Origin of the sequence: Alkaliphilus sp. B6464, from assembly GCF_018141165.1 — a bacterium.
GTDB lineage: Bacteria > Bacillota > Clostridia > Peptostreptococcales > Natronincolaceae > Alkaliphilus_B.
Genome location: NZ_CP058557.1, coordinates 2306590 through 2320606 on the forward strand (window position 1 = coordinate 2306590; position 14017 = coordinate 2320606).

General features: G+C 38.3%; 7 protein-coding genes, 12 tRNA genes and 3 rRNA genes. 20 read left to right on the forward strand and 2 right to left on the reverse strand.

The window, feature by feature from the left end; genetic code table 11:
* Positions 1-14 precede the first annotated feature (14 nt).
* Positions 15-1172, forward strand: coding sequence for a hypothetical protein (locus HYG84_RS11365; RefSeq protein WP_212377247.1), 1158 nt, complete (start codon positions 15-17; stop codon positions 1170-1172).
* A gap of 11 nt (positions 1173-1183) precedes the next feature.
* On the opposite strand, the gene HYG84_RS11370 is transcribed toward HYG84_RS11365, so the two are convergent.
* Complete coding sequence (locus HYG84_RS11370; protein ID WP_212377250.1) at positions 1184-1384, reverse strand: hypothetical protein; 201 nt, start codon at positions 1382-1384, stop codon at positions 1184-1186.
* A gap of 179 nt (positions 1385-1563) precedes the next feature.
* On the reverse strand, positions 1564-2151 hold the full coding sequence (locus HYG84_RS11375; protein ID WP_212377253.1) for a zinc dependent phospholipase C family protein: 588 nt from the start codon (positions 2149-2151) through the stop codon (positions 1564-1566).
* Positions 2152-2400: 249 nt separating this feature from the next.
* Here HYG84_RS11375 and HYG84_RS11380 point away from each other — a divergent pair, with 249 nt between their 5' ends.
* The 19 genes from HYG84_RS11380 (at position 2401) to HYG84_RS11470 (ending at position 14014) form a co-directional block, all read left to right on the forward strand.
* Entirely contained in the window at positions 2401-4170 is a 1770-nt protein-coding gene (locus HYG84_RS11380) for a B12-binding domain-containing radical SAM protein (RefSeq protein ID WP_212377256.1), read from the forward strand.
* A complete protein-coding gene (locus tag HYG84_RS11385) occupies positions 4163-4951 on the forward strand; it encodes a hypothetical protein (RefSeq protein ID WP_249168601.1) in 789 nt (262 codons plus the stop codon). Before HYG84_RS11380 ends, HYG84_RS11385 begins: the two co-directional genes overlap by 8 nt.
* Positions 4952-4965: 14 nt before the next feature.
* A complete protein-coding gene (locus HYG84_RS11390) occupies positions 4966-6105 on the forward strand; it encodes a tetratricopeptide repeat protein (protein ID WP_212377259.1) in 1140 nt (379 codons plus the stop codon).
* Between the two features lie 134 nt (positions 6106-6239).
* Positions 6240-7148 (forward strand): bifunctional enoyl-CoA hydratase/phosphate acetyltransferase, encoded by a 909-nt coding sequence (locus HYG84_RS11395; RefSeq protein WP_212377261.1) that lies wholly within the window; start codon positions 6240-6242, stop codon positions 7146-7148.
* A 564-nt stretch (positions 7149-7712) separates the two neighbouring features.
* Positions 7713-9339, forward strand: a 16S ribosomal RNA gene (locus HYG84_RS11400).
* A 68-nt stretch (positions 9340-9407) separates the two neighbouring features.
* A tRNA-Ala gene (locus HYG84_RS11405) sits at positions 9408-9483 on the forward strand.
* 221 nt (positions 9484-9704) lie between these two features.
* Positions 9705-12641, forward strand: a 23S ribosomal RNA gene (locus tag HYG84_RS11410).
* A 171-nt stretch (positions 12642-12812) separates the two neighbouring features.
* Positions 12813-12929, forward strand: a 5S ribosomal RNA gene (gene rrf / locus HYG84_RS11415).
* Together the 16S, 23S and 5S rRNA genes with 12 tRNA genes alongside form the textbook arrangement of a ribosomal RNA operon.
* Before the next feature lie 5 nt (positions 12930-12934).
* A tRNA-Asn gene (locus HYG84_RS11420) sits at positions 12935-13009 on the forward strand.
* 7 nt (positions 13010-13016) lie between these two features.
* Positions 13017-13105: transfer RNA gene (locus HYG84_RS11425), tRNA-Leu, on the forward strand.
* A 75-nt stretch (positions 13106-13180) separates the two neighbouring features.
* Positions 13181-13256 (forward strand) — tRNA-Met (locus HYG84_RS11430).
* Between the two features lie 4 nt (positions 13257-13260).
* A tRNA-Met gene (locus tag HYG84_RS11435) sits at positions 13261-13337 on the forward strand.
* A 9-nt stretch (positions 13338-13346) separates the two neighbouring features.
* Positions 13347-13421: transfer RNA gene (locus HYG84_RS11440), tRNA-Glu, on the forward strand.
* A 6-nt stretch (positions 13422-13427) separates the two neighbouring features.
* A tRNA-Val gene (locus tag HYG84_RS11445) sits at positions 13428-13503 on the forward strand.
* 5 nt (positions 13504-13508) lie between these two features.
* A tRNA-Asp gene (locus tag HYG84_RS11450) sits at positions 13509-13585 on the forward strand.
* Between the two features lie 84 nt (positions 13586-13669).
* A tRNA-Thr gene (locus HYG84_RS11455) sits at positions 13670-13746 on the forward strand.
* Between the two features lie 5 nt (positions 13747-13751).
* Positions 13752-13825 (forward strand) — tRNA-Gly (locus HYG84_RS11460).
* A 19-nt stretch (positions 13826-13844) separates the two neighbouring features.
* Positions 13845-13920: transfer RNA gene (locus HYG84_RS11465), tRNA-Lys, on the forward strand.
* A 19-nt stretch (positions 13921-13939) separates the two neighbouring features.
* Positions 13940-14014 (forward strand) — tRNA-Cys (locus HYG84_RS11470).
* Positions 14015-14017 lie beyond the last annotated feature (3 nt).

Sequence of the window (14017 nt, forward strand, 5' to 3'; positions counted from 1 at the left end):
TAGGAGGGGATGAGTTGGAAGCAAATAATAAAAATATTGATATACTCGCTTATATGGCTTATGGAGATGCTGTAGGATTTTTAAAAGAAAATGATATTAATACTAATAATGATGGCTTACATCCATTTAGTTATTCATATAGTGAAGATTTAAAATTAAAAGCTGATACAGGAGAATGGAGCTATATTACCCAATTAATGCTAATTAATTGTAAATGTCTTGTAGATAATAAAGATAACAGACATGTTTTAGTAGATTATAAAAGGATGATGGAAGAAATTAAGCTGTGGAAATATTACAGATGTGGTGCACCTTTAAATTACATATACAAATTAAAATTGGGAAAGCGGTATTATGAAGATGATTTTTACTGGAATGATAAAAGGGGTGAGGCTTTTTCGAGAATTATTCCAATAGCCTTAGCCAATAAAAACTTTAATGCAGCTCAAGAGGAAGTTTATAAAAACATCATTTATATAAACAGGCATCCACAAGTAGTATTAACAGGACTCCTATTGCTTAGGACAATCTTTTTTTTAATTAAGAACAAATTGATTGAAAAGGAACAATTAATTGATGAGCTTAAAAATTATTTGATACATCTACAACTGCTAGAGCTAGAAGAGTATGTTAATGGACAAATACCAAGTAACTATAAGATTAGGTTTGAACAAGAAAAGATAAATTATTTGATTGATTTAGACAGGTTAAAAGATAGTAATACTTATAGTTTTAATACTTATGATAGCAAGAATATATTAATTACATCTCTAAATAATCTTATAAATGTACATACAGATATAGGATATATGTCTAATCTCTCGAAATGCAAGGAAAAAGAAGTGTATGCCATTACATATGGACTTTTAGCATTAACAAAACAGACAGATAAAATAGTAATTAATCAAATAAAAGATATTAGTTTTATTAGAAGCATGGGAGAATATGTATGTAAATTAAGAGAATATGAAGTTGGTAGAACACTTTTTGAAAAGAAGGGCAATGAAATAGATCTATTTAGCTTAAATAAAGGAGCAATATTAAAGCATCCTCTTTTAAATAATATTAGAATTAAGGATAAAGTACAATTTAGTAATTATATTGAGTTAACTGTGGAGAGTAAAAGTGGTGAGTATAAATTTATTATTCAAAAAAATCAAGACAGTTTTTAACTGTCTTGATTTTATCTAAATTCTTGTAAATACTCAAGGAATTCTTCTTCTGTAGAATTAGCCAATGTACTTAATTGCTTTACTATACTATCTTTTAATTCAATAAAAGAAGGAATTTTTGTATTTTCTCCAGTATATTCTAGGGCTTTAATTATTATTAACATATCTCTTTTAGAGATTTCCTGAAATGATATTTTGGAAAATTCCTCCATAATAGATTCCCCTTTCTGTTAAGCAATATAGTGTGTATAGTTATTGTATTGTCTCTAATTACTTTATTCTACAAAAATAATGAAAAACCTTCAAGTTTCTACAGAAAATTAAGCCTTTTAGAGCAGTATTAATATCAATATATAAAAAAAGCAGCAAAGCTGCTTTCATTACGAAATCCTTATGCTACTTTAATCATCCTATTATTTAATGCATTATAGACTATGAAAAGTCCAACTATGGATGAAACATGTATGGAACTTTTTGTATCATTTAAAAGACTTTCACCTCTTCTCTGGTATTGTCCATGTAGATTATCAATAAGCGTTTTGATAGAATCAGCACAATCATTACTTATGTTAAAATAGTCCTTTGATATTTCAATTTTTTCATCGAAGGTTTTAAACAATTTGTGAAGTTGATTTTCGTATTTTACATGATTAATAAAATTATTTTTATAGGTTGCACGATCATTATGAGGAACACAAAAAAAGTCAGAAATAAAATGCGTTGTTATGCCTATACGAGTTGAAAGTAGCTTTATAAAGTCCTTATTAGATTGGAAATCATAATTTGATAATTCATTGATTTCATTACAAACAAAATTAAAGGACTGTGGTTTAAAATGATCCATTTTAGCCAAACTATATGCGATATCTGGCTTTATACTTCCGTAAATTAAACTGAGTTTATTTAAATCCACACCAAGCACCTCTTTAATATTTTGATGAACATGCTCGGAAATAATTTTGTGCGTTTGAGCAAGCAATATAGGACCACCTTTCATTATTCTGATGTTATTATTATAATGAAAATGCTTATCAAATACAATGGAATTGTCAATAATACTATAATTATTACAAAAAATTAACTTGTTTTTCTGTTGATTATAGAGACTTTATGTTTATGTAAAAAAATGAAATATATGCTATAATTAAAAACAGAAAATATCATTGACAGAAAAATAGATTATTTATATAGTAAATAGATTATATTGGTATAGGAAAGAAGGTAGAAAATGAAAGTATTACTAACAGCACTAAATGCTAAGTATATTCATACAAACTTAGCTGTACGTTATTTAGAAAAGTCAGTAATTGATATAATAGACACTGATGATATTAAAATAAAGGAGTTTACCATTAATAATAGTAAGGATTACATTATAAGAGAGATTTATAATTATAGTCCAGATATCCTCTGTTTCTCATGTTATATATGGAATATGGACATGATTGACTACATAACTAGACATATAAAAAAGATTATGCCAGAAGTAATGATAGTTTTAGGTGGGCCCGAGGTTTCTTTTGATACTGCTATCTTAATGGAAGAAAACGATGCAATTGATATTGTTGTTATTGGAGAAGGAGAGGATACATTTAGACAACTTATGTTAGCATTAAAGAATAATGATGATTATTCTTTAGTGGAAGGTATCGCTTTCAGAGCAAAAGGACAGATTGTGTTTACAGAGTCGAAAAAAACTCTACCTTCAATGGAAAGTTTACCATTTCCTTATACTGGAGAAAGTTTAGATGCAGATAAGATTGTTTATTATGAAAGCTCAAGAGGTTGCCCTTTTAACTGTCAGTATTGTCTATCATCATCCATCTCGGGGGTTAGATTTTTACCTATAGAACGAGTAAAAAATGAAATTAAATATTTTATTGATCAAGGAGTAAGACAAGTAAAATTTGTTGATAGAACATTCAATGCTAAAAAATCCTATGCAATGGAGATTATGAATTTCATTTTAGAATATCATAGAGGAAAAACAAATTTCCATTTTGAAGTTACTGCGGATCTTCTAGATGATGATATATTGACTTTTTTAAGCACAGTACCTGTAGGATTATTCCAGTTTGAAATAGGAGTACAATCTACTAATGAGAAGACACTTAATATTATCGATCGACATGTGGACTTTGGAAGGCTAAGTGAGGTTGTTAGAAGAATTTCACAAAGTAAAAACATACATCAGCACTTAGATTTAATAGTAGGGCTTCCTGAAGAAGATTATTTCTCTTTTAGAAAGTCATTTGATGATGTGTTCGCACTTAGACCTGAAAAACTTCAAATTGGATTTTTAAAATTACTTAAGGGTTCTGGTTTGAGAAACAGGGCTGGGGAATATGGATACGTCTATTCAGATTATCCACCATACGAGGTAATGGAAACCTCTTGGCTTTCATATGGTGATATAATTAGATTAAAGGGATTAGAAGAAATGGTGGAGATATATTGGAATTCAGGTATATTTAATAATAGTATAGAGCTTATTATTAACAATTTTTATTCAAGTAGCTTTAAATTTTTTGAGGAACTATGGAAGTACTGGCAAGCCCAAGGACATCATCATATTTCTCACAGTAAAAATAAATTATATGAAATACTTGCTCAATTTTATAGTTGGAACAAGTTTAATGGAGTTGAAGTATTTAAGGAGGTTCTAAAACTAGATTTCTTAAAAAATACAAAATCCTCTTTCTTGCCTTCTATATTTAACAGAGTAGAGATAGATGGATTCAAAAATAAATGTCATGAGTTTTTACAAAGTACTAAAAATGTAAAGACATACTTACCGCTTTATGAAGATATACCTGCTAAGCAGATTATAAAACAAGTGCATTTTGAGCCATTTAATGTGGATGTTACAATAATAGATAGGGTTAAATACAAAATTGACAGCATAGAAGAAAAACAGGTAATTGTTTTATTTGATTATCAGATAGAAAGCAAGGCATTGGAAGATTGTAAGTACTATAAAATAAAATTTGATGAATAAGGATGGTGATATACAAATGGAAATATTAAGAGATCTTTTTTATACTAATCGTAGTATTTCAAAAAAGGCTTTAATGAGCATGGCTAAAAATTGGCCCATAATTTTTACCGGATTATTTTACTCTATTGCTACTATTATTTTATTAATGAGCTTAGGCAGTTTTTGGATATTAGGTGGGTTAGTGTGGATTATTGCTACTAGCGCATTAATTTCAAATTATCTATACCTTTTAAATACCATATTGAATAGAGGATACTTTAATTTTCAAGATTTTAAAGATGGATTTACACCGTATTTAAGGAAGGTTTGGTCTATTTTGTTTATAAGCTATGTAGCAAATCTAATTATAGGTTTTATTTCACCAATGATTGTAAGCAGCATAGGTCCGAATGCTTTTAGTCTAATTATTGTGTTTTTAACATTTATATTTTTTAATCCAATACCTGAAACTACCTATCAGAAATATTATGGGCCGTGGGAGACAGTTACTTATACAATTAATTTTGTAAGAGATAATTGGATAGAGTGGTTTGTTCCAAATATAATTTTATTAGTGATTTTTTACTTTATTACAGGTGGATATATAAATATATTTGGAATTATATCCAATGTGTTCAACTATTTTATATCGTTTAGCACAATGTTTACTTCAATTAGAGGTCTACTTGCATACTTCATAGGACAAGTTTGGTTTTCTTATTTTATGATTTATAGGGCTTACTTATTTGAAACATTAAGTGCTAGTAATAGGAGAAAAAGACTATTTATGAGAGAGTTTTAGAAAAGAGGGGTATAATGAAATTTTTAATAGAGCCATATATTCACAAAAGAACTGAGGATTTATCCTTTGTTCAATTGAGTTCTGAGGCAATACAAGTAAAAGATTATGTAGTTCCTGACGAAGGTCTATTCGTTCCATTATTAACTACAGAACTTGCGAATAATATAAAAACCAAGGAAGAAGATAAAGTTATTACAGCTAATGGAATAGTAAGAGGTATGGTCTATTTGCTTGGTGTAGATTCTGATTTTAAATATAGGGATGAATATATTAAATTTCTATATGCAGTTAATTCAGATATTGAAGATTATATTAATTTTGAAGCTATTAAATTTGCAGATGAAGGTAAAATGATAGAGAGTATTATATTTTTGAAAGCCCTACTTCTGTTAAATGATAAAAATATATACTATATATTTAACTATGGGCTTACTTTACTTAAATATTCTAGTGAGCATCTTAATAATAAGCCTAAAGTACAAAGTGTTTTTAAAAAGGAGTCTACTATATGCTTCGAAACAATTTTAGATATTGATGAAAATTTTTCACTAGCTTATTATCATTTAGGATTCTTATATTCTGATAATAAACAATTTAATAAAGCAAAGCTATACTGGGAAAGATACTTAAAACTTGATACAAATGTAGATCTTAGTAATGAAGTAAATCAAATGCTTTTAGAAATAGAAGATCAGGCTAAATATGAAAGAGGATACGAAGCAGTTTTAAGTGGAAGGCCCCAGGAAGGACTTACTTTATTACTAGAACTAGAAGAAAGATATTCAAACTGGTGGAATCTCCTATTCTTTATTGGTTTAGCTTATAGACAATTGTTAAAGTATGAAGATGCTATTGGGTACTTTGATAAAGTTCTTCAATTGGAAGAAAATCAATTAGATACTATAGCTGAGTTAGGACTATGTTATGGAAGCATAGGGTACCACAGTCAGTCTATAGAATACTTTGAAAGAGCTTTACATATTGGTGGACAAAATAGTGAGATATTATGTAATCTAGCTATGGTCCATATGGAAATAGGAAACTTAGCGAAGGCGAAGGAATATTTAGATACTTCTTTAGCCCTAAATAATGAAGATGAAATTACAAAGGCATGTAGTGAACAATTAAATGCTTTACTAAAAAATAATCGCTAAAATTAGCGATTATTTTTATTGTGAGCAAAGTGTTTAAATTTTTTGAAAAAGCAGGAAAAGGGTAAGGTTTGTAGAATTAATTTATCGAATATGCTTAAGATGTATTTTAAATTATTAAATTATGGGGTGATACGATGATTAATAAATTAGAACAATTAATTAAACAGGCGAAAAGCCAGAATAAAATGAAGATAGCAGTTGCAGCGGCTCAAGATAAAGATGTATTGAAGGCGGTTGAAGAAGCACGTAAGCTTAATTTGGTAGATGTTATATTGGTTGGAGATGAGCCTAAAATAAAAGAAATTGCTAGAGAGTTAAACATAAAAATTGATTTATTTACAATAATTCATAAAGAAGATTTAATGGAGGCTGCCCTAGAAACCGTTAAATTAGTTTCTACTGGAAAAGCTGATTTTGTTATGAAGGGTATATTAGATACATCAATTTTACTAAAAGCTGTACTGAATAAGGAAGTTGGACTAAGAACCAATAATTTATTAAGCCATGTAATGGTATACGAGCTGCCAGCTTATCATAAGTTACTTCTACTTACAGACGGAGGAATGAATATTGAACCGTCTCTAGAAGATAAAAAAGGTATACTAGATAATGCTATACTAGTATCTAAGGCGTTAGGTAATAAAGATACAAAAGTAGCTTGTTTATCTGCGAAGGAAAAAGTAAATGAAAAGATGCCTTCTACTGTTGATGGTGCTAAGTTAAAAGCAATGGCTCAAGAAGGAATATTTGGAGAAGAAGTTTATGTAGAAGGACCTATAGCGTTTGATTTGGCAGTATCTAAAGAAGCTGCTACTACTAAAGGTTTTGAAAGTCCAGTGACCGGTGAAACTGACATATTACTAGTACCAACAATTGAGGTTGGCAATGGAATTGGAAAGGCCTTAACCTATATGGCAGATGGAAAATCAGCAGGTATTATTATGGGAGCAAAGGCTCCAGTAGTTTTAGTTTCTAGAGCTGATTCTGCCGAAACAAAGTTATACTCAATAGCTTTAGGTAGCGTTATTGCAGCCAATCAATAGGAAACAGGGGTTAGACAATACAGCTAGATATTATAGTCTAGCTGTATCTTTTTTAAAATATAATATATTTTTATTTATATATATGTATAAAATATGATTTTTTTTATAAACTATATTAGTGAACTATTAAAACTAACCATCCCAAACCCTTATTAGTAAAATGCATAAAACAAATTGACATAAATAAAAATATATGATATATTATCTTAAGTCATCACTTAATTCAGGTGATACAAGATAGTTAAAAAACAAATTCAAAAAACATATTGACATTATGAAGTGGAAATGATATGCTATAAAAGCTGTTTTCGACAATTTGAAGTTTTGAAACAATGAAAATTAAAAAACAAAAAAGTTGTTGACATAATGTTTCAGGTGTGCTATATTAAATAAGTCGCCGCAACAAGGCGATAGGGCATAAGCTCTTAAAGAGGTCTTTGAAAACTAAACAGTATAGATTAAGCCAGCATAAAGCAAATTGCTAAAATCATTGATTTTATGCAAAGAGCAAAATTAGCGAAAGCTAAAAAATCATTTTAGTTTACTAAGATGAACCCAGAAATTTTATTTAAGAGTTTGATCCTGGCTCAGGATGAACGCTGGCGGCGTGCCTAACACATGCAAGTCGAGCGGGCCAAATATTCAACACTGAGTACTTAACATAGCTGAACAAATATAGTCAGCGTCTAGGACGGAAGAATGGAGTCCTACACGCGTTTATAAAGTGTGACTAACAGTTATAGTAAGAGTATTGAGTGTTGGATATTTGGCTAGCGGCGGACGGGTGAGTAACGCGTGGGCAACCTACCCTGTACAGGGGAATAACAATGGGAAACCATTGCTAATACCCCATAATACCTTTTAGGGGCATCCCTAAAAGGTCAAAGAATTTCGGTATAGGATGGGCCCGCGTCTGATTAGCTAGTTGGTGAGGTAATGGCTCACCAAGGCGACGATCAGTAGCCGGCCTGAGAGGGTGAACGGCCACACTGGAACTGAGACACGGTCCAGACTCCTACGGGAGGCAGCAGTGGGGAATATTGCACAATGGGGGAAACCCTGATGCAGCAACGTCGCGTGAGCGATGAAGGCTTTCGAGTCGTAAAGCTCTGTCCTAAGGGAAGATAATGACGGTACCTTAGGAGGAAGCCCCGGCTAACTACGTGCCAGCAGCCGCGGTAATACGTAGGGGGCAAGCGTTATCCGGAATCATTGGGCGTAAAGGGTGCGTAGGCGGCCCTATGGGTCAGAGGTTAAAGGCTACGGCTCAACCGTAGTAAGCCTTTGAAACTGTAGGGCTTGAGTGCAGGAGAGGAGAGTGGAATTCCTAGTGTAGCGGTGAAATGCGTAGATATTAGGAGGAACACCAGTGGCGAAGGCGACTCTCTGGACTGCAACTGACGCTGAGGCACGAAAGCGTGGGTAGCGAACAGGATTAGATACCCTGGTAGTCCACGCCGTAAACGATGAGTGCTAGGTGTTGGGGGTCAAACCTCGGTGCCGCAGTTAACGCATTAAGCACTCCGCCTGGGGAGTACGTTCGCAAGAATGAAACTCAAAGGAATTGACGGGGACCCGCACAAGCAGCGGAGCATGTGGTTTAATTCGAAGCAACGCGAAGAACCTTACCTGGACTTGACATCCCTCGGACAGCTTTTTAATCGAAGCCTTCCCTTCGGGGACTGAGGTGACAGGTGGTGCATGGTTGTCGTCAGCTCGTGTCGTGAGATGTTGGGTTAAGTCCCGCAACGAGCGCAACCCTTGTCTTTAGTTGCCAGCAGTTCGGCTGGGCACTCTAGAGAGACTGCCGGGGATAACTCGGAGGAAGGTGGGGATGACGTCAAATCATCATGCCCCTTATGTTCAGGGCTACACACGTGCTACAATGGCCGATACAACGGGCAGCCAAGGAGTAATCCGGAGCGAATCCTACAAAATCGGTCCCAGTTCGGATTGTGGGCTGAAACTCGCCCACATGAAGTCGGAGTTGCTAGTAATCGCGGATCAGAATGTCGCGGTGAATGCGTTCCCGGGTCTTGTACACACCGCCCGTCACACCACGGGAGTCGGAAGCACCCGAAGCCAGCTATCCAACCTTTATTGGAGGAAGCTGTCGAAGGTGAAGCCAATGACTGGGGTGAAGTCGTAACAAGGTAGCCGTATCGGAAGGTGCGGCTGGATCACCTCCTTTCTAAGGAGAATTGGCAATCTATACTGTCTAGTTTTGAGGGACCTTTTGTCTTTCAAATTGAAGCATATGGGGGCGTAGCTCAGTTGGGAGAGCACCTGCCTTGCAAGCAGGGGGTCAGGAGTTCGACTCTCCTCGTCTCCACCATAGAATACCAATTTAAAAGGTTGACATAAAACATTTTATTTGGTATTGTATTATTCCGTCTTAAAGACGGTTAAATAGTTCCTTGAAAACTACACAATGTTAGATTATGACCTAACCCGATTTGCTTTGCAAATCGAAGGTAGGTCAAACGCAATGAGCATCAAATTTGTGCGACCGTAAGGGAGTAAACAAATTTGTAATGCGAAACTGCGAATAGCTTTGGTCAAGCTAATAAGGGCAGAAGGCGGATGCCTTGGCACCAGGAGTCGATGAAGGACGTGGTAAGCTGCGATAAGCCTCGGGGAGATGCAAGCAATCTTTGATCCGGGGATTTCCGAATGGGGAAACCTACTTAGGTTAATACCTAAGTATCTATTACTCAATCAATAGGTAATAGAAGACATACCAGGGGAACTGAAACATCTAAGTACCCTGAGGAAGAGAAAGAAAAATCGATTCCCTAAGTAGCGGCGAGCGAAAGGGGATAAGCCCAAACCGATAGGGTTTTCTCTATCGGGGTTGCGGACCGGTCATATATGATGACTCATCGTAATAGAAGAGGTTTGGAAAGACTCACCATAGAAGGTAATAGTCCTGTACATGAAACGATGATATTCTAGACCGTGATCCAGAGTACCACGAGGCACGTGAAACCTTGTGGGAAGCAGGGGGGACCACCCCCCAAGGCTAAATACTACCTGGTGACCGATAGCGCATAGTACCGTGAGGGAAAGGTGAAAAGAACCCCGGAAGGGGAGTGAAATAGAACCTGAAACCTTCTGCTTACAAACTGTGGGAGCACTTTTTATGTGTGACCGCGTACTTTTTGTAGAACGGGCCAACGAGTTACGGTATGGAGCAAGGTTAAGCACCTATGGTGCGAAGCCGTAGGGAAACCGAGTCTTAATAGGGCGTCTAGTTTCATGCCGTAGACCCGAAACCGGGCGACCTACCCATGGTCAGGATGAAGCGGAAGTAAAATTTCGTGGAGGTCCGAACCGATTGACGTTGAAAAGTCACCGGATGAACTGTGGGTAGCGGTGAAATTCCAATCGAGCCCGGAGATAGCTGGTTCTCGCCGAAATAGCTTTAGGGCTAGCCTCGAGGTTAAGAGATACGGAGGTAGAGCACTGAATGGTCTAGGGGCCTTCACCGGTTACCAAAACCTATCAAACTCCGAATGCCGTTATCTTTTACTCGGGAGTCAGACTGCGAGTGATAAGATCCGTAGTCAAGAGGGAAAGAGCCCAGACCATCAGCTAAGGTCCCAAAGTATACGTTAAGTGGAAAAGGATGTGGAGTTGCATAGACAACCAGGATGTTGGCTTAGAAGCAGCCATTCATTCAAAGAGTGCGTAATAGCTCACTGGTCGAGTGATTCTGCGCCGAAAATGTCCGGGGCTCAAACGTATCACCGAAGCTATGGATCCGTAAGGATGGTAGGCGAGCGTTCTATATAGGTTGAAGCTGTACCGGAAGGAGCAGTGGACTGTATAGAAGTGAGAATGTTGGCATGAGTAACGAGAGGCAGGTGAGAATCCTGCCCGTCGAAAACCTAAGGTTTCCTGAGGAAGGCTCGTCCGCTCAGGGTTAGTCGGGACCTAAGCCCAGGCCGAAAGGCGTAGGCGATGGACAACAGGTTGAAATTCCTGTACCACCTAAAATCGTTTGAGAGATGGAGTGACACAGTAGGATAGGCTCAGCGCACCGTTGGTTGTGTGCGTCTAAGCTGGTAGGGAGTTAGAAGAGGCAAATCCCTTTTAACATTAATCCTGAGAAGTGATGGGGAGCGAAATTTAAGTAGCGAACTGGCTGATTCCACACTGTCGAGAAAAGCTTCTATCGAGATTTCTAGGTGCCCGTACCGCAAACCGACACAGGTAGGTGAGGAGAGAATCCTAAGACGATCGGGAGAACTATTGTTAAGGAACTCGGCAAAATGACCCCGTAACTTCGGGATAAGGGGAGCCGGTTTTGGTTAAAGATTTACTCTGTAAGCCTCAACCGGCCGCAGAGAATAGGCCCAAGCGACTGTTTACCATAAACATAGGTCTCTGCTAAGTCGAAAGACGACGTATAGGGGCTGACGCCTGCCCGGTGCTGGAAGGTTAAGGGGAATTGTTAGCATCTGCGAAGCAATGAACTTAAGCCCCAGTAAACGGCGGCCGTAACTATAACGGTCCTAAGGTAGCGAAATTCCTTGTCGGGTAAGTTCCGACCCGCACGAAAGGCGTAACGATTTGGGCGCTGTCTCAACAATAGACCCGGTGAAATTGTAATACCAGTGAAGATGCTGGTTACCCGCGACAGGACGGAAAGACCCCGTGGAGCTTTACTGCAACTTGACATTGGATTTCGGTGCTACATGTACAGCATAGGTGGGAGACTTAGAAGCTGGGACGCCAGTCTCAGTGGAGTCATCGTTGGGATACCACTCTTGTAGTACTGAAGTTCTAACCATAGACTGTGAATCCAGTCTTGGGACACTGTCAGGTGGGCAGTTTGACTGGGGCGGTCGCCTCCCAAAAAGTAACGGAGGCGCCCAAAGGTTCCCTCAGCACGGTCGGAAATCGTGCGTAGAGTGTAAAGGCAAAAGGGAGCTTGATTGCGAGACATACAGGTCGAGCAAGGACGAAAGTCGGGCTTAGTGATCCGGTGGTTCCGAGTGGAAGGGCCATCGCTCAACGGATAAAAGCTACCCCGGGGATAACAGGCTTATCTCCCCCAAGAGTCCACATCGACGGGGAGGTTTGGCACCTCGATGTCGGCTCATCACATCCTGGGGCTGTAGTAGGTCCCAAGGGTTGGGCTGTTCGCCCATTAAAGTGGTACGCGAGCTGGGTTCAGAACGTCGTGAGACAGTTCGGTCCCTATCCGTCGCGGGCGCAGGAAATTTGAGAGGAGCTGTCCTTAGTACGAGAGGACCGGGATGGACGCACCTCTGGTGTACCAGTTGTTCTGCCAAGAGCATCGCTGGGTAGCTAAGTGCGGAAGGGATAAGTGCTGAAGGCATCTAAGCACGAAGCCCCCCTCAAGATAAGATTTCCCACTCCGTAAGGAGGTAAGACCCCAAGAAGACTACTTGGTTGATAGGCCTAGGGTGTAAGTGCAGCAATGTACTTAGCTGATAGGTACTAATAGGTCGAGGGCTTGACCAAATATATTCTAACATTGTATAGTTTTGAGGGAATAATTTTCTCTTGACATATTACTTATTAAAGTGGTATGATTAAAATCCAGTTGAAATACAACTTGATTTTAATTTGAAGGAAACTCGGCTAACGCTGAGTACTCCATTCACACCAAATTAAAGATTTGGGTGATTACAATATCGTGGCAATAGCGAAGGGGTCACACCTGTTCCCATACCGAACACAGTAGTTAAGCCCTTCAGCGCTGATGGTACTTGGCGGGAAGCTGCCTGGGAGAGTAGGTCGCTGCGATATTATGTTCCAGAGTAGCTCAATGGTGGAGCACCCGGCTGTTAACCGGTAGGTTGGAGGTTCGAGTCCTCTCTCTGGAGCCATAAGTGCGCCGAAGTGGCGGAACTGGCAGACGCACAGGACTTAAAATCCTGCGGTCCTTCAAGATCGTACCGGTTCGATTCCGGTCTTCGGCACCATTTTTAAAATGAAACTCAGCTAATGCTGAGTATTCCAATCAAACTAAATCAAAGATTTAGATGATTGAAACATATCGCGGGGTGGAGCAGTTGGTAGCTCGTCGGGCTCATAACCCGAAGGTCACAGGTTCAAGTCCTGTCCCCGCAACCAATTTGGCGGCATAGCTTAGTTGGCTAGAGCGTTCGGTTCATACCCGAAAGGTCACAGGTTCGACTCCTGTTGCCGCTACCAATTAATATTGGCCCCTTGGTCAAGCGGTCAAGACACCGCCCTTTCACGGCGGTAACAGGGGTTCGATTCCCCTAGGGGTCACCAAATTTTGGGCGCATAGCTCAGCTGGGAGAGCACCTGCCTTACAAGCAGGGGGTCACAGGTTCAAGTCCTGTTGCGCCCACCAAAATTGGCCTGGTAGTTCAGATGGTTAGAATGCCAGCCTGTCACGCTGGAGGTCGAGGGTTCGAGTCCCTTCCAGGTCGCCAATTTTAATATATTTTTAAAAGGTAACTCAGCATTTGCTGAGTACTGTAATCACACCAAATCAAAGATTTGGGTAATTACAGCATGCTGGTGTAGCTCAGTTGGCCAGAGCAGCTGATTTGTAATCAGCAGGTCGCGGGTTCGAATCCCATCACCAGCTCCATATATGCGGGTGTAGTTCAATGGTAGAACGTCAGCCTTCCAAGCTGATCGCGAGGGTTCGATTCCCTTCACCCGCTCCATTTAATTCGAAAATAACAGGGTCCATTAGCTCAGTCGGTAGAGCACCTGACTTTTAATCAGGGTGTCCCGCGTTCGAGTCGCGGATGGATCACCATGATTAAGTAATTTAAGATGGCGACATAGCCAAGTGGTAAGGCAGAGGTCTGCAAAACCTTTATTCCCCAGTTCAAATCTGGGTGTCGCCTCCAAAA

Coding starts and splice junctions, on each gene's coding strand:
- HYG84_RS11370 (WP_212377250.1), bottom strand. CDS start 1,384: ATGGAGGAATTTTCCAAAATATCATTTCAGGAAATCTCTAAAAGAGAT.
- HYG84_RS11385 (WP_249168601.1), top strand. CDS start 4,163: ATGAATAAGGATGGTGATATACAAATGGAAATATTAAGAGATCTTTTT.
- HYG84_RS11390 (WP_212377259.1), top strand. CDS start 4,966: ATGAAATTTTTAATAGAGCCATATATTCACAAAAGAACTGAGGATTTA.
- HYG84_RS11395 (WP_212377261.1), top strand. CDS start 6,240: ATGATTAATAAATTAGAACAATTAATTAAACAGGCGAAAAGCCAGAAT.
- HYG84_RS11380 (WP_212377256.1), top strand. CDS start 2,401: ATGAAAGTATTACTAACAGCACTAAATGCTAAGTATATTCATACAAAC.